Raw genomic sequence first — 16082 nt, 5'->3', positions numbered from 1 at the left:
TGAGGTCGTCATGGCCGGGCTTGACCCGGCCATCCACGCGTATCCGCGATTGAGGTAAGACGTGGATGCCCGGGACAAGCCCGGGCATGACGAAGTGAGAGAGCTTTGCTCCCTGACTCACATCTTCGCGCGCTGCGCTATTCCGTCCTTGATCGACGCCAGCTCGGCCTCGTCCCAGATGCCGATCAAAATCCCGCCCTTCACCTGGAGCTGGTTGTCGGCATAGGCCGCGATCTTCTCGCGCGGGGTGGTGATGTGGCCGCCCGGATGCAGCGCCCAGTCGAACAGTTCGGCCTGCAGCCGTGCGATGATCCCTGCACATTCCGGATCGTCGCCGCGATCCAAAAACTCGTCCGGATCGGTTTCGAGGTCGTACAGCATCGGGCGGAAGCCGGAGGCGTGGATGTATTTCCAGCGGCCGTCGAACACCATGAACAGGCGGCAGCGTTCGATCGGCTGGTTCAGCTTCAGTCGCACGTCCTGCATGGAATAATCGTATTCGGAGAACGCCGCCTTGCGCCAGTCGGACGGCGTCGGCCCGCGCAGCAGCGGCAGCAGCGAGCGTCCTTCGAGAATGTGGCCCGGCACCTTGCCGCCGAAATAATCGACGAAGGTCGGCGCGAGATCGATCGCCTCGACCAGCGCATCGCTGCGCGCGCCGCGTGTGGCGTCGGCCTCGCTGGAGGGATCGATCACGATCAGCGGGATCTTCGCGGACTGTTCGTGGAATAGGTCCTTCTCGCCCATCCAGTGATCGCCGAGATAATCGCCGTGATCGGAGGTGAACACGATCATGGTTGTTTCCGTGAGGCCGCGGTCCTCCAGGAATCTCATCAGCACGCCCATCTGGTCGTCGATCTGGGTGATCAGGCCCATATAGGTCGGGATCACCTTCTCGCGGGCTTCCTCGCGCGCCATGTTGCGGGAGTAGCGCATGTCCATATAGGCGCCGAACACCGGATGCGGATTTTGCCGCTCGCGCTCGGAGCGGATCACCGGGATCATGTCCGAAGTCGAATACATGCCGGCATAGGGCTCGGGCGCGATATAGGGCCAGTGCGGCTTGATGTAGGACAGGTGCAGGCACCACGGCCTGCCGTCGGTCTCGGCCTCGCTGATGAAGTCCATCGCGCGCCGCGTCATGTAAGGCGTCTCGGAATGCTCGTCCGGCACGCGTGCGGCCTTGTCGGCGTGCACCAGCAGCCAGCCGTTCTGCAACGCGCCGTCGTCGGTAGCGCCGGAATTGGCCCAGTGCTCCCACGGGTTCGGCGCTTCGAAGCCCTGCTGGCGCAGATACGCGTCGTATTTCGGGCGTGGCCGGCCGGTCGGATGCAATCCGTCATCGCGCTCGTAGGGCTCAAACCCGCATTCGGCGACATGCACGCCGATCATCGATTCCGGCGGGATTCCGAGCGCCTTCATGCCTTCGAGGTCGGGCGCCATGTGGGTCTTGCCGACCAGCACGTTGCGCACGCCGATCTTGTTCAGGTGATCGCCCAGCGTGGGCTCACCGACGCGCAGCGGCCAGCCATTCCAGTGCGAGCCATGCGAGCGCATGTAGCGGCCGGTGTAGAACGACATCCGCGACGGCCCGCAGATCGGCGACTGCACATAGGCCTTGGTGAACAGCACGCCACGCTTGGCCATGGCGTCGATGTTCGGCGTCTTCAATGTGGGATGGCCGGTGCAGCCGAGATAGTCGTAGCGAAGCTGGTCGCACATGATCCAGAGAACATTCTTCGCCCGCGCCATGTGTCATCCCTGTCGTTTCTTGATTTTTATGCTGCGCTATTGGAACGCCGGTGACAACCGCTCCCCGAGGAATACGCCAGCCTGCCGCTGCATACTCCACGTCGTCCCGGCGAAGGCCGGGACCCATAACCACCGAATGCGATTTGGCGAAGATTGGTCATTGCCATCTCGCGCCATAACTTCTTGTGAGGAGTATGGGTCCCCGCCTTCGCCGGGACGACGGCGAGAGTTTAGGCCGACCACGGCTCCGCTTCGGCCGCGCTCTTCGCCTTGGCGGAGACCGGGCTTTCGCCGATCACCTCGGCGAGCGCGCGCAGTGCTTCCTTGACGCCCTGGCCGGTGGCGCCGGCAAGCAGCAGCGGCGTTTTCTTCGCGGCGCGCTTCAGCCGGTCGTTCTGCTTCTTCAATTCGTCCGGCTCGACCGCGTCGATCTTGTTCAGCGCGACGATCTCGATCTTGTCGGTGAGCAGCCCGCCATAGGCATCGAGCTCGTTGCGCACCGTCTTGTAGGCCTTGCCGGCATGCTCGCAAGTGGCATCGACCAGATGCAGCAGCACGCGGCAGCGCTCGACATGGCCGAGGAAGCGGTCGCCGAGACCCGCACCTTCATGCGCGCCCTCGATCAGGCCGGGAATGTCGGCCAGCACGAATTCGCGGCCGTCGGCATTCACGACGCCGAGCTGCGGATGCAGCGTGGTGAAGGGATAGTCGGCGATCTTCGGCTTGGCCGCGCTGACCTTGGAGAGGAAGGTCGATTTGCCGGCATTGGGCAGGCCGACAAGGCCGGCGTCCGCGATCAGCTTCAGCCGCAGCCAGATCCAGCGCTCCTCGCCGGGCTGGCCGGGATTGGCATTGCGCGGCGCGCGGTTGGTCGAGGACTTGAAATGCGCGTTGCCGAAGCCGCCATTGCCGCCCTCGGCGAGCACGAATTTTTCGCCGACATTGGTGAAGTCGTGGATCAGCGTCTCGCGGTCTTCGTCGAAGATCTGCGTGCCCACCGGCACTTTGAGCACGATCGCCTTGCCGTTGGCGCCGTGGCGGTCCGAGCCTGCGCCGTTCTCGCCCTTCTGGGCCTTGAAATGCTGCTGGTAGCGGTAATCGATCAGCGTGTTGAGGCCGTCAGCGACCTCGAGGATGACGCTGCCGCCGCGGCCGCCATTGCCGCCGGACGGTCCGCCGAATTCAATGAACTTCTCGCGGCGGAACGCCACGCAGCCGTTCCCGCCGTCACCGGAGCGGATATAGACCTTTGCTTCGTCGAGGAATTTCATGGGCCATAGGTAGGCCAGCCGGTCCCGCGCGGCAACCCGGAGTTACCCGTAAACGGGCCGAATTTCGGCGATTCTTGCCCGGTGCTTAACCTTCCGGCCGGCGGCCCCCTACGCGTCGTCCCGGACAAGCGAAGCGCAGATCCGGGACCCATAACCACAGGAAGGGATTTGGCGAAGACAGGCAATTGCTATCTTGTGACCCAACATGCGCCGGTGGTTATGGGTCCCGGCCTTCGCCGGGACGACGTCAGAGCGGCCGGCGGCGGATCAGGAATTTCTGCGTCCCCTCCAGCACCAGCTCCTTGCCCTGGTTGTAGACGGTGCTTGTCAGCGTCACCAGGCCCGTGGTGCGGCCCGGCACGAGCTCGGTGACCTCGAGTGCGGGGTAAATGGTGTCATCGGCAAAGACCGGTTTGAGGAACTTGCTCGATTGCTCGAGGAAGCCGACCAGGGAGTCCTCGACCATGAACGGAAACAGGCCGGCGCCCGGTGCGGTGTGGATCAGCGTCTGGAAACCATGCGCGAGCAGATGCGGCATGCCGCGGCCGCGGCAATATTCGACGTCATAGTGCACCGGATGGGTGTCGCCGCTCGCGGTCTGGAATGCGGTGAACACCGCCGAGGTCTGGGTCCGGCTCGGCAGCACGAAGCGCTCGCCGATGACGAAATCCTCAAACCAGCGTTGCGTCGGGATCATGCGGTGCAGCGTCGGGTCGAACTCGGTCATCTCGGGCGCTCTCTCGCAGCGTGACGCCTATCGCTACCGCGGCGTGAACAGTGCGACAATCCTTTCAATTCGCTCAGTGTGGGGTTGTCCGGTGCATCCACGTCGTTACAACAGCCAGACGCCAGCTTGGTCGCCGGTTCCCGATGCTCCCTCCACCGTCATTGCGAGGAGCCCTCGCGACGAAGCAATCCAGCCCGTTTCCGCGGAGACAGACTGGATTGCTTCGCTTCGCTCGCAATGACGGGTTTTTACGAACGACAGCAATGCCCCTCTTCAAAAAACTCTCCGCCTATGACGAACGCTCGGCGCGGCTGGCCGGCATCGCGCTGATGCTGCTGTCGATCTTGATGTTCTCGTTCGGCGATGCCATGGGCAAATTCCTGGTCGGGACCTATTCGGTCGGGCAGCTGCTGTTCCTGCGCGCCTGCGCGGCGTTGCTGCTGCTGTCGCCGCTGGTCTGGCGTCAGCGCCGTGAATTCCTGCAGCTGGAGCGGCCATGGCTGCAGCTGTTTCGGGTCGCGCTGTCGACGCTGGAAGTGGCCGCCTTCTTTCTCGCCACCGTCTATCTGCCGCTCGCCGACGTCATCACCTATTATCTCGCCGGCCCCATCTTCGTCACCGCGATGTCGGCGATCTTCCTGCGCGAGAAGGTCGGCTGGCGGCGCTGGACCGCGATCCTGATCGGCTTCTGCGGCGTGCTGATCGCGCTACGCCCGTCGGCACAGACGGTCAGCCTGCCGGCGCTGATCGCGCTCGGCGGCAGCCTGTCGTTTGCAACCTTGATGCTGATCACACGCAGCCTGCGCAAGACGCCCGACATCGTGATGGCGTCCTCGCAATTCGTCGGCACCTTCCTGCTCGGCGCGGTGCTGTCGGCATATCACTGGGTGCCGCCGAGCCGCGGCAGCCTCGTGATCTTCGCGCTCGCCGGATTCATCTCGGTGACGGCGCTGCTCTGCGTCAACCGCTCGCTGAAGCTCGCAGCCGCCAGCGTGGTGGTGCCGTATCAATATTCGATGATCGTCTGGGCCGTGATCTTCGGCTTCGTCGTGTTCGGCGACGTGCCGCAGCTCGCCACCCTCGTCGGCGCCGCCATCATCATCGGAGCCGGCTTCTACATTTACTTGCGCGAGCGCGATCTGGGACGCGGCGACGAGCAGGTCAATCCGCCGGCGTGATATTCCGCCGTCGTCCCGGACAAGCGCAGCGAAGCGGAGCGTAGATCCGGGACCCATACCCACAGGGAGTCGTTTGACGAAGACTCGGAGTGGGAGCCTTCGCCTCACGAGCAGTCGTGGCTATGGGTCCCGGCCTTCGCCGGGACGACACCGGAGAATGAGGCGCTACGTGCGCCCCCTACCTCACCCGTCGCGCGCTGCTCCAGCTCTTCAGCGACGCCCACACGCCGCGCGAGAGACGAAAGCAATCTACCGGGGTCGACGAGCCCAGCGCCAGGAAACGGTGCAGCTGCACGCCGCTCCACTGGAAGCCGCACTTCTCCAGCACGTTGCGCGAGGCCGGGTTGGTGACGCGCGCTCCCGCATAGAGATGATCGTCCTCGAACTCCTCGAAGAAGAAGTCGATCGCGCCGCGCGCGGCTTCGGTGGCAAAGCCCCGGCCCCAATGCTCGACGCCGAGCCAGTAGCCGAGCTCGGCATTGTCGGGCTTCGCGCAGTCGATCCCGACCATGCCGATCGGCGTGGTGTCGTGCTCGATCAGGAACACGGTCTCGCTGCCGAGCTCGGCGGTGGCGCGGATGAAAGCGACGGCGTCGTCCTGCGAATAGGGATGCGGCAGGCGGCGGGTGTTCTCCGCGATCCGGCGGTCGTTGGCGAGATGAGCGATGGCCCTCACATCGGCGAGGGTCGGCCGACGCAAGGTCAGCCGCTCGGTGGCGACGACACCAGGCCTCGCCTCCCGCAAGGTCGCGCCCGAAAAATCCTGCAACATGTCCGGCTCCGTCAACATCACCAATTCAAGCAAGCATTGGTCAAACGAAAGGGGAGGCCGGTTTCCCGCCTCCCCTGGAGCCTTCGATCTTGCGATCTCCTGGACTCCGCCGGTTTGGTAGGACCCGGCGGACTCCAATTTGATCCACCGTCTATTCAGCCGCCTCTGCGAGCGGGAGCACCGATACGAAGGTACGGCCATTGGCTTTGGCCTGGAACGTGACGCGACCCTCGATCTTGGCGAACAAGGTGTGGTCCGTGCCCATGCCGACATTAAGGCCGGGATGCCAGGTGGTGCCGCGCTGACGCGCGATGATGTTGCCGGGAATCACAACTTCCCCGCCGAATGCCTTGATGCCAAGGCGCTTGCCCTTGAATCGCGACCGTTGCGCGATGAACCGCCTGCTTTTTTATGAGCCATAGCTCGTCTCCGAAACCTTGCGTATGTCTAGATCAATTCCTTGACGGAATCATTTCACAATTTCTCACGCATCAATTCGTGAATTGGCGTGATCAATTTATGCGGCGGCTTCTTCCGTCTGTTCTTCCTTGACGACCTTTTCCCGCTTCGGGCGCGGGCCCTTGGTCGGCTTGGCGCCGTCGGTCAGGATCTCGCTGATGCGCAGCACCGTGATCTCGTCGCGATAGCCGCGCTTGCGGCGCGAATTCTTGCGGCGGCGCTTCTTGAACGCGATGACCTTCGGTCCGCGCTTGTGGTCGAGCACCTCGACCGCGACGGACGCACCGGCCACCGTGGGCAGGCCCAGGATCGGCGTGTCGCCGCCGACCACCAGAACTTCATTCAGCTGCACGATCGTGCCGACTTCGCCTTCGATCTTGCCAACTTCCAGGACATCATCCGGAACGACGCGGTACTGCCGGCCGCCGGTTTTGATGACTGCGAACATCGTTGTTTTCCTTCGTGTTCAATCCCGGCCTCGCGACTGATAGCGTCGGGGCCGGCTTTTTGTCAGTCGCTATGGGTTTATCCGAGTTTTGTGCGGGCGGGGCTTATCCCTTTGAAAACCCACGCAAAAACAAGCGGCGCGAGAAACGCCCCGCGCCGGTTGTCGGACTTATAGCCGCAAGCCCTCGAGAGTCAAGGAAAACCGCCTGAAAAGGCCCGGAATTGAAGGATTTGGGCCGCCTTCCGGCTCCCAGACCGTTTCTCAGACCAAGCTGCAACCAAACCGGTTCCCGCGCCGTTGTCCCCGTGAATTCGCACGCGGGCAGGGCTTTCCATGGCAACGGACGAACTGGTCAAGACGACGGGCATCGCCACCCACGGTGCGATGCGGCTGCCGTCGGTGGAGATCGACAGCTTCAACATCGAGATGAAGGACGAGGACGGTTTTCTCGGCGACCGCGCCAGCAAGGGCGCGTTCCGCGAGATTCTCGAGCGCTGGCGCAAGCCGCTGCGCAAATCCGGCGAGGACCCGTTCGGCAAGGAGCCGACCGAGGCGATCAGCAAGAAGACGCTGGACGCCATCCTGGTCGGCGACGACACCGAAGCCTCCGCGGTGGTGCACAGTGCGATCGAGGAGTTCGCCCAGGAGCTCGCCTATGTCACGCGGCGTTTCCTCAAGTCCAAGGCCTGGGCCAAGACCGAGCGCATCGTGGTCGGCGGCGGTTTCCGCGACTCCCGGCTCGGCGAGCTCGCCATCGCGCGCACCGAGATCATTCTGAAATCCGAGGACTTCAAAATCGACATGATGCCGATCCGCGCCCATCCGGACGAGGCCGGCCTGATCGGCGCGCTGCATCTGGCGCCGTCCTGGATTTTCGAGGCCTATGACAGCATTCTCGCGGTCGATATCGGCGGCACCAATATCCGCTGCGGCGTGGTCGAGACGCGATGGAAGAAGGCCGAGGATCTGTCCAAGGCCGCGGTGTGGAAGTCCGAATTGTGGCGTCATGCCGACGATGAGCCGACGCGCGAGGGCGCGGTGAAGCGGCTGGTCAAGATGCTGAAAGGGCTGATCACGGAGGCCGAAAACGAGGGCTTCAAGCTGGCGCCCTTCATCGGCATCGCCTGTCCCGGCGTCATCGACGAGGACGGCTCCATCGAGAAGGGCGCGCAGAACCTGCCGGGCAATTGGGAAAGCAGCAAGTTCAACCTCCCGGCGAGTTTGATCGACGGCATTCCGCAGATCGGCGCGCACGACACCGCGATCCTGATGCACAATGACGGCGTGGTTCAGGGCCTCTCCGAGGTGCCGTTCATGCAGGACATCGAGCGCTGGGGCGTGCTCACCATCGGCACCGGCCTTGGCAATGCCCGCTTCACCAACCGCCGCAAGGATGGCGGCAACGGCAAGGATCGGGATGCCGCGGAGAACGGCAAGGACACAGCCAAGAAAAAGAGTAAAAACGACTAGCCCGCAAGACGATCAGCGAGGCAAGAACGACCGGCAAGAACGACAGGAACGCCGTCAGCTTATATCCACCGCCCGCGGGGCTTGCCCCGCCTCTCCCGCCTGCGGGAGAGGCCGACGCGCCCCGGGCGATGCAAAGCATCGTCCCGCGCGCGGCGGGTGAGGGCTCTCACCCTCGGGGACATTCCCCTCGGCAATCCCGAACGCAACGCCCCAGCTTAACCTTGCTTGGTTAGGTTAAGAACCGGATTGCGTTGCGGTGCACGGAACACAGCCTATGGTGGAACCGTCGCCTCACCTGACCAGCGAAGCCGCCCTTCCTGGCCAGTATTTTAATGAGCGGCACGGGACCGCCAGTGTTTACCGCGTCTGGCGGTCCCATCCCGCCTTCCGCTCGCCGCGTGATTCGGGATCCCATGCGCCGCCTCGCCGTCCGCACTCCGTCATCGACGGCCGGTTCGCGCCCAATCCGCGCAAACCACCGCCCAAATCCGCAATCGTTCAGGTCGCCACCGCGACATCGCGGGCTCCGGGGTAGAAAACCGGCCCGATTTTCCTCTCGCGCGCCTTGTCTGACCCGCCATCCTCGCCTATTAACGCCCCAACCACCGGGGGCCCTGCTCCTGACTTGGCGCCTTCAGGAGAGGTGGCAGAGTGGTTGAATGCACCGCACTCGAAATGCGGCATAGGTGCAAGCCTATCGGGGGTTCGAATCCCTCCCTCTCCGCCAGGCGATCTCAAAAGGCAGGAATTTTCGGGCTTTTTGGCGCCATCAAGTCAACGTACCCCTTCCGCTACCAATTAAGCATATTGGGTCTTCGCGGTGGGGCGCGGGTGTCGCGGGCGATAAGCTTTGGCATGCTCGAAAAGCTCAGCTCCGTCGCGATCACCCGAAAGCCCGAATACCGGAAGCCCGGCCGATATGCCGATGGGGGCGGGCTCTACTTGCAGGTGACGGCCAGAAAGACAGGCGGCGTTACCCGCGCATGGCTCTTTCAATACTCTTGGAAGGGCAAGGTACGGCAGATGGGCCTCGGCTCTTACGAGCACGTGTCTCTCGCGCAGGCACGCAAGCGCGCGAAAGCTGCCCGCGAAAAAGTGGCCGATGGTATCGATCCGATTGCAGAGAAGGACGCCGAGCGCCGTGCAGCGGTCGTCGACGCCGCCCTATCTCAGAGCTTTGAAGCATTCGCGGCTGAATACGTCGCGACGCATTCGCCCTCTTGGCGCAATGACATACACCGCAAGCAGTGGACTTCGACGCTGAAGGCGTACGCCTATCCCATTATTGGCAAGATGAACGTGGCCGAAATCGAGACTGCCGATGTGCTCCGCGTGCTCAAGCCGATCTGGGCGGCCAAGCTTGAGACCGCTGATCGCGTGCGCGGGCGGATTGAGAAGATCCTCCATGCCGCCAAAGCGGCCAAGCTGCGCTCTGGCGACAATCCGGCCATTTGGAAAAATCACCTCGACCATCTTCTGCCGAGTAAGAAAAAGGCGCAGCGGCATCATCCGGCGATGCCTTATGATGACTTGCCGGCCTTTATGAGCGACCTCGTCAAGCGGGATGGCATTGCACCGCGCGCCCTCGAGTTGCTGATCTTGACTGTAGCCCGGACTGGATCGCTGATCGGGATGCGAGATAACGAGCTTGATCTCCGAAATGCGCACACCTGGACCATCCCCGGCGTGCGGATGAAGGGTGGCAAAGAGCATGTCGTACCGCTCTGCCAGCGGGCCCAGCAGATTGTGCGCACCATCCCCCGCGAGAAGGGAAGCCCCTTCTTGTTCATGGGCCAAAAGCCCGGCACCCACATCTCGAATATGACGATGCTGGAACTGATGCGGAAGATCGCGCCGGATTACGTACCTCATGGCTTTCGATCCAGCTTCACCGATTGGGCCAACGAGGAGATCGACGCCAAGCACGAAGTGATCGAAATGTGTTTGGCGCATACGATCAAGAACAAGACCGAGGCAGCTTATCGTCGTGGCGATCTTCTCGAGAAGCGCCGCGCGCTCTTGAATGAGTGGGAGGCCTACCTCTATGGCGCAGGGTGATGACCTTGATTGGGAGAAGGTCGAGAGGCGCCGCGCGCGCCTCCAAGCCGCCAAGGCAGCTCTTAAGGAGGAGCTTCAGCAGATTGAGAGCGCGATAAAGGCTCTGCCGAAGCGACCGCGAGGACGCCCAAAAGGACACCTCGTTGAGAGCCCTGAAGTCGACGGCAATCACAAAGCCACTCGTCGCGCCTTGAGCCACATACAGCGGTTTCAGCATCAGCAGAAAAAGCTGGGCCGCGCCAGCCGGGTCCCGAAAGCGACCATGAATGATTTCATCGAGCGTGCATGCGCCGAGTTTCCGGCCGCGAACCAGGAGCGGGTGCGCGAGCTCGTAAATCGCCACCGGAAGAGCGGCGAGCTTAAAGACTTCGGACGCCGCGGGCCTATCAAGCGCCTGATCGGCGACTATGATGATTAATTGGAACGCTCGGGCGCTTTAGTCGCCATTTTCATCTGCCCCGATAAATCTACGCTGCTCCCCGGCTTCTGACGAAGCTCTGCGAGGAGTAACCAATGGACTTTTGTTTTCTACGCCTGCCCGCGGTGAAGGAGCGCACAGGCCTTAAGGGGCGCATCGACCACCAAGATGCGCCCCGATCGCTTGCGATAGCCGCTCCGCCAAGAGCGCTATTGCCGCTGACAGCATGAAAGGGATGCTGCCGTGTCCAAAGCTTGCCATAGAGCGTCCGTAGCTGCCACCCGTGCCGGAGATCGCGCGCCGACGCGCCGCGCTGGCCGTCAGAGACGGCCGTCCAAGCCCCTTCCGCAGCCGGATGCCCCCGATCACCTCCTGAGCTATCCGGACGCCTCCAACGGCCTCGGCTGCCCGCTCCAAATCATCGATTTCCCCGACGCCTTCGCCATCTGGCTCCGCAGCCCCATGGATGCTGCCGATCTGGCCCATCTGCGGAGCCTATGTGGCGGCAAGCCGCGCATTGAAAATCGCACAAGCCGGATCGATCCGGAATTGATCCAGCGGCTTGTCCTCCGCCAGCCCTCGCGTGAAGCCATCGAATGGCTGGCGCGGCGCAATGATGTGCACTTCAACTATGCCGAGCTGGCCCGCGACCTGATCTATCGGAGCACAAGCGAGCGCGACGAGGCATTCCGCTTTCATCTGGCGCACGTACTCCGGAAAGATCGGCGCGGCCAGCAGATGACGATCTGCTTCGGCGAAGATGGCCAATCGACAGCGTACGACGCCAAGCGTTCGGCCAAGAGCCGGCTTGTCGCCTATCCCTGCGTATCCAAGATGGCCAAAGCCCCAGCACTCCATATCGAGGAGCGAGACCAAGGGCCCCAGATGCTGAAGCGCAAAGGCATCAGCCTGCGCGACCTGCTCAGCTTCGACCATCTGCGCTTCTGGAATGACAATCTCCACTACTACCGCATCGCCGATGTCGAAGGTCTCGGCCGCGCCTACTTCAACTATCTGGAGCGGCGAAAAGACCCCACCAGTAAGTCGCGGAGAAAGTCGCGCATCAAGAAGATCACCGACCACATCAGCATGAATATCGATAATCGCACCGGGCATCTGCTGATCCGCACACTCGGCTACTTCAGCGCTGAGCAGATCAAGCTCGGCAAGAAAGAGCGCAAAGCCGGACTGAAGATGGAAGAGATGCTTGGCTATGAAGACATCTATGCGGCGATCTCCATTCAGAATGTCTATGATCGACTCAACCACTTCATTCCAATGGATCGCTTCATGGAGCGTATCAGTGTCAGTGCTAATTCAGAGATAATCCGCTATATGAGGGGAGGCGGCTTGGAGCCGGCCGCCAAAACCTAGATCGTCGCAAAGCAATCCAGCACTATCGATCCTCGGACTCGGCGATCTCCGAGACCGAAATCAGACTTCGACGTGCTCGCGGTAATCATGGCAGACGACACTCGCGCCGGATTTCCAGCGATCCCCTTAAGCCGAAAACTCGGTGAGCCAAGGCTAGCGCAGCGCGCGCATTCAATACCCATGACGCGGAATTGAGACCGACTGAGATGGCCGATTTTGACGGTACATCGGACAAATCAAGCCGAATGAAATCGTGAGGAATTTGCGCGATTGGCTCATCGTCAGCGGACATGGTGTCCGCCTAACCGGTAAGCGACTGCACGCTTTTTTTAAGGCCGGTTGCATCGATCACCGAAGCTGACGCTAGCTCTACCCAGACACGCTGCCCCATAACGCGCAGCGCAGATTGGGCAATTTGAGCAATGCCGAAGCGAGTGAAAGCGACTCAGAAGAAGCCACCTACTTGCCCTCGGGGAAGCGGCGCGGATGGTCGGCACTCATCACGCATCAGCACCGGGCGCGATCTTCTGCCGAATGAAGATGGACGATCACGATGGGCTCGCTTGCTCAAGGCAACCTATCGAGCGCTGATCGCTCATTGCGGCGGTGACGATGCCGTGACTGATCCGCAGCGTATCGCATGCCGGCGCATCGGCGCGCTGGAGGCCGAGCTTGTCCATATCGAGGATCGCCTCGCGCGATTGCGGCGCTCGCGTAAAGAGCCGCCTCAGTCACTCTTACAGAGCTATGCGAGCCTCACCGCTCAGCAGCTTCGATTGAGCAGAGAGATCGGATGGGGACGACACGCGAAGGTGAGGCAGCCTTCTTTACGACCGATGAGGGCTCGGCTTCGCCGGATGCCGAGATCGTCAAGGCCATCAAGCCAGCGATGTCCACGATCCCCAACGCGATGCTGCTTGTCGCTTCGTCGCCCTATGCCAAGCGCGGCATCCTTTACGAGGCTTATCGCGATCACTTCGGCAAGGAGGGCGATCCGACGCTTGTCTGGCAAGCCGATACCCGGACAATGAACCCGAGTGTCCCGCAATCCGAGATCGATGAAGCTTACGCCGCTGATCCGGCGAGCGCGTCAGCCGAATTCGGAGCGCAGTTCCGTAACGACATCGAAAGCTACATTTCGCTGGATGCGGTGCTCGCTTGCGTGTCCGATGGGATATACGAGCGGCCGGCCGAAAGAGGCGTCACTTACTCGGCCTTCCTGGACCCCGCAGGCGGTTCGGGGCAGGACAGCTATACGCTGGCAATCGGTCACCTAGATGCTCCGACCGGGATGGCGATCGTGGATTGCATCCGCGAAGCCAAGCCGCCTTTCAGCCCTGAAGAGACGACCGCCAGGCACGCGAGCCGCCGCCTCATTCGTCCGGCGTTCGTGCGGCGGCTCGCTTTTATCTGCGACTCTGTTATCTCTGCGCGTAGAGGTGTAAAATGGCAAAAAAACAACGCAGGTAGCGGTAAGAGGTAAGAGGGGCAGTCGTGGGAAGCGGATATCTACGGGGCGAGGCTGGCGTTTGATTGATCTGCGAGGCAACAAGCAGTTCGTGGGCTCACTACTCAAGACCGTGAAAGTCGGCGAAGAGCGCATCGCAATCTTTCGGCTCAAGAATTATTCTGAGTGATGAAGCAGCCTAAACATTGCGGGTGACGAGTGTCGCTGGCTCATCTCGCCATCCACGGTACTCGCCATGGATGGGTTTCGACCCGCGGACCGCGTTCTCGCGACATCTCAGGCTTGTATGGGAATTGAGCCGCGTCAGCTCGGCCTGCATGGCTTCCGCTTCGCTGGCCGGAGCCGTGCCGATCGCCCTGGAGAGTTCGGAAGCCCGATGAGCCACAGAATTGGCGGCATCTGACGCCTAGAAGCGCTTGCCCAATCAATAGTCTCGGGAAGAGCCCTCCCATAGCCAACGGATCAGCCGCTGATCCTGACGGCAAGTCCTTTGATCAACGCAGCGCCCCGTAAGAGCTGGCCGAGTGTGGTGGATGCACACGGGCGAGAACACTTGTGGCACGAATGCGCGGGATTCCGAATATTGGCTGATCTGAATGTAAGGGACGGCAGTATGCAGGTGCGCCGACATATGGCGCAGCGTGGCGTCCAATCGCGTTCCCGTTACGGTGACAGTGCCAAAATTTTGCGGCGCGCCCGACCGACCCTGAGCGCGCCTGAACTAGGTCGCATGTCACCGCGTCCGCTTCGATGGACCCAATAGCGTCCGTGCCGATCGGCGCTTGCATGATCGCATCGTGCCCCTGTTTTGCCCCGACGGATCAATGACGCGCGACGCCGGTGAAAGCCCCGTAGCTGCCGCGTGAGATTCAAAGGTAAAGCTCATGAATCGATGAGTTCTTTCTGGCTTACCTTATAACCGCCCCTGCACTAAAATGCACAACACGCGCGCGGCGAAGCCACGGCCATGCAGGGGGGGGATCGGAGTGAGCATGAGGACACAGGTTCTGATCGTGGGGGCCGGACCCGTCGGATTGACGGCGGCCATGGATCTGGCCGCGCGCGGGATCGACGTCGTCGTCGCGGAAATCCGCCACGCCGGCGATCCGCCCAGCGTCAAGTGCAATCACGTGTCGGCGCGCTCGATGGAAGTCTTCCGCCGGCTCGGCGTGGCCGCAAGGCTGCGCGACGCAGGCCTGCCCGCGGACTTCCCCAACGATTGCTCCTATCGAACCACGGCTACCGGCATCGAGCTCTGCCGCATCGACATTCCCTCCCGCGTGCGCCGTTACAGCGCAACGGGCGGTCCCGACACCTGGTGGCCGACACCCGAGCCGCCGCACCGGATCAACCAGGTCTATCTCGAGCCGATCCTGTTCGGCCATGCTGCCGCTCAGTCGCGGATCACCGTTCTGGCGCGCACGGAAATCACCGAGGTCGAACAGGACGACGATCATGTGGTGGCACAGGCGCTTGATCTCGATAGCGGGAACTCACTGCGCATCGAAGCTTGCTTCGTGATCGGATGCGACGGCAGCCGGTCGCTGGTCCGCAGATCGATCGGTGCAAGCCTGTCCGGAACGCCGGTGATCCAGCGCGTGCAATCGACCTATATCGAGGCCCCGCAGCTCAAGGAGCTGATGGGGGCGCATAAGCCTGCCTGGATGGTGCTCTCGCTGAACCCGCGACGCTCCGGGACGACAGTCGCGATCGACGGTCACGACCGCTGGCTGATCCACAATCATCTCAAGCCTGACGAGCCGGAGTTCGATTCGGTCGATCGGGATTGGGCCATCCGTGCCATCCTCGGCGTCGACGAGCGTTTCGAATACCGCGTCCTCAGCAAAGAGGACTGGGTCGGGCGCCGGCTGGTGGCCGACCGCTTCCGCGACCGCAGGGTGTTCATCTGCGGCGACGCCGCGCATTTGTGGATGCCCTATGCGGGCTACGGCATGAATGCGGGCATCGCCGATGCCGTCGATCTCTGCTGGCAATTGGCGGCGCATTTGAACGGGTGGGCGCCGGCTTCGATCCTCGGCGCCTATGAAGCGGAGCGTCAGCCCATCACCGAACAGGTGTCGCGCTTTGCAATGGACCATGCGATGGCCATGATGGCGCAGCGCGGCGGCGTGTCAGTGGAGATCGAGGACGACACGCCGCGTGGTCACGCCGCGCGCGCGGCTCTTGCCAGAGCAGCCTACGATCTCAACGTGCAGCAATATTGCTGCGCCGGACTGAACTTCGGCTATTATTACGATGCCTCGCCGATTATCGCCTATGATGGCGAAACTCCGCCACCTTATGCGATGGGAAGCTTCACGCCCTCCACCGTGCCCGGCGCGCGAGCGCCCCACGTGTTCTTGCGCGACGGACGATCGCTCTACGACGCATTCGGGATGGGATACAATCTGTTGCGGCTTGACCCGACGATCGATGTGGCGCCGCTGTTGTCTGCGGCCGAACAGCGCCGCATCCCACTCGCACGGATCGACATCACGCCTGCCGAGGCAAACGGCGCCTATGCCGAGAAGCTCGTGCTGGTCCGGCCCGACCAACACATCTCCTGGCGTGGGCAGGCGGTGCCTGAAAGTCCGCAAGCATTGCTGGCGCGCATCACTGGCGCGGCCACGGTCTGATCACCCAGGCTGACCGGCCGTCGACTACAATAATAAATGTCGAGGAGGAGA

Annotated in this window: 13 protein-coding genes, 1 tRNA gene and 1 pseudogene; 8 read left to right on the top strand and 7 right to left on the bottom strand. The window is 62.3% G+C overall.

Annotated elements, in window-relative coordinates; translation table 11 throughout:
• Window positions 1-117: 117 nt before the first annotated feature.
• The 3 genes from AB8Z38_RS22185 to AB8Z38_RS22175 form a co-directional block, all read right to left on the bottom strand.
• Complete coding sequence (locus tag AB8Z38_RS22185) at window positions 118-1752, bottom strand: alkaline phosphatase family protein (RefSeq protein ID WP_369719933.1); 1635 nt, start codon at window positions 1750-1752, stop codon at window positions 118-120.
• 230 nt (window positions 1753-1982) lie between these two features.
• On the bottom strand, window positions 1983-3023 hold the full coding sequence (gene obgE, locus AB8Z38_RS22180) for a GTPase ObgE (RefSeq protein ID WP_369719932.1): 1041 nt from the start codon (window positions 3021-3023) through the stop codon (window positions 1983-1985).
• 247 nt (window positions 3024-3270) lie between these two features.
• Window positions 3271-3750: a MaoC family dehydratase gene (locus AB8Z38_RS22175; RefSeq protein WP_369719931.1), complete on the bottom strand. Its 480-nt coding sequence runs from the start codon at window positions 3748-3750 to the stop codon at window positions 3271-3273.
• A gap of 263 nt (window positions 3751-4013) precedes the next feature.
• Between AB8Z38_RS22175 and AB8Z38_RS22170 the strand changes: the two genes are divergently transcribed.
• On the top strand, window positions 4014-4928 hold the full coding sequence (locus tag AB8Z38_RS22170) for a DMT family transporter (RefSeq protein ID WP_369719930.1): 915 nt from the start codon (window positions 4014-4016) through the stop codon (window positions 4926-4928).
• Window positions 4929-5106: 178 nt separating this feature from the next.
• On the opposite strand, the gene AB8Z38_RS22165 is transcribed toward AB8Z38_RS22170, so the two are convergent.
• The 3 genes and pseudogenes from AB8Z38_RS22165 to rplU form a co-directional block, all read right to left on the bottom strand.
• Complete coding sequence (locus AB8Z38_RS22165; protein WP_369719929.1) at window positions 5107-5700, bottom strand: GNAT family N-acetyltransferase; 594 nt, start codon at window positions 5698-5700, stop codon at window positions 5107-5109.
• A gap of 151 nt (window positions 5701-5851) precedes the next feature.
• A pseudogene (gene rpmA / locus AB8Z38_RS22160) lies at window positions 5852-6120 on the bottom strand (50S ribosomal protein L27).
• Window positions 6121-6217: 97 nt separating this feature from the next.
• Entirely contained in the window at window positions 6218-6607 is a 390-nt protein-coding gene (gene rplU, locus AB8Z38_RS22155) for a 50S ribosomal protein L21 (RefSeq protein ID WP_369719928.1), read from the bottom strand.
• Between the two features lie 333 nt (window positions 6608-6940).
• Between rplU and AB8Z38_RS22150 the strand changes: the two genes are divergently transcribed.
• From AB8Z38_RS22150 to AB8Z38_RS22130, 5 genes are all read left to right on the top strand, one after another.
• On the top strand, window positions 6941-8077 hold the full coding sequence (locus AB8Z38_RS22150) for an ROK family protein (RefSeq protein WP_369719927.1): 1137 nt from the start codon (window positions 6941-6943) through the stop codon (window positions 8075-8077).
• A 637-nt stretch (window positions 8078-8714) separates the two neighbouring features.
• Window positions 8715-8804, top strand: a tRNA-Ser gene (locus AB8Z38_RS22145).
• Between the two features lie 128 nt (window positions 8805-8932).
• Window positions 8933-10135: a tyrosine-type recombinase/integrase gene (locus AB8Z38_RS22140; protein ID WP_369719926.1), complete on the top strand. Its 1203-nt coding sequence runs from the start codon at window positions 8933-8935 to the stop codon at window positions 10133-10135.
• Window positions 10122-10553 (top strand): hypothetical protein, encoded by a 432-nt coding sequence (locus AB8Z38_RS22135; protein WP_369719925.1) that lies wholly within the window; start codon window positions 10122-10124, stop codon window positions 10551-10553. Before AB8Z38_RS22140 ends, AB8Z38_RS22135 begins: the two co-directional genes overlap by 14 nt.
• 243 nt (window positions 10554-10796) lie before the next feature.
• Window positions 10797-11927 carry a hypothetical protein gene (locus AB8Z38_RS22130; RefSeq protein ID WP_369719924.1) on the top strand — a complete coding sequence of 377 codons (1131 nt, stop codon included), beginning with the start codon at window positions 10797-10799 and terminating at the stop codon, window positions 11925-11927.
• 548 nt (window positions 11928-12475) lie between these two features.
• Here AB8Z38_RS22130 and AB8Z38_RS22125 read toward each other — a convergent pair.
• On the bottom strand, window positions 12476-12607 hold the full coding sequence (locus tag AB8Z38_RS22125; protein ID WP_369719923.1) for a hypothetical protein: 132 nt from the start codon (window positions 12605-12607) through the stop codon (window positions 12476-12478).
• Between the two features lie 113 nt (window positions 12608-12720).
• Here AB8Z38_RS22125 and AB8Z38_RS22120 point away from each other — a divergent pair, with 113 nt between their 5' ends.
• Together AB8Z38_RS22120 and AB8Z38_RS22115 are read left to right on the top strand one after the other, a co-directional pair.
• Entirely contained in the window at window positions 12721-13410 is a 690-nt protein-coding gene (locus AB8Z38_RS22120) for a hypothetical protein (RefSeq protein WP_369719922.1), read from the top strand.
• Window positions 13411-14387: 977 nt separating this feature from the next.
• The gene (locus AB8Z38_RS22115; protein ID WP_369719921.1) at window positions 14388-16031 is read left to right on the top strand and encodes an FAD-dependent oxidoreductase; all 1644 of its coding nucleotides are present in this window, start codon (window positions 14388-14390) and stop codon (window positions 16029-16031) included.
• The last annotated feature ends 51 nt before the right edge of the window (window positions 16032-16082 follow it).

The organism is Bradyrhizobium sp. LLZ17 (genome assembly GCF_041200145.1).
Lineage (GTDB): Bacteria > Pseudomonadota > Alphaproteobacteria > Rhizobiales > Xanthobacteraceae > Bradyrhizobium.
Note: the sequence above shows the minus strand (reverse complement) of the source record. Positions and strands in the feature narration are given on the sequence as shown.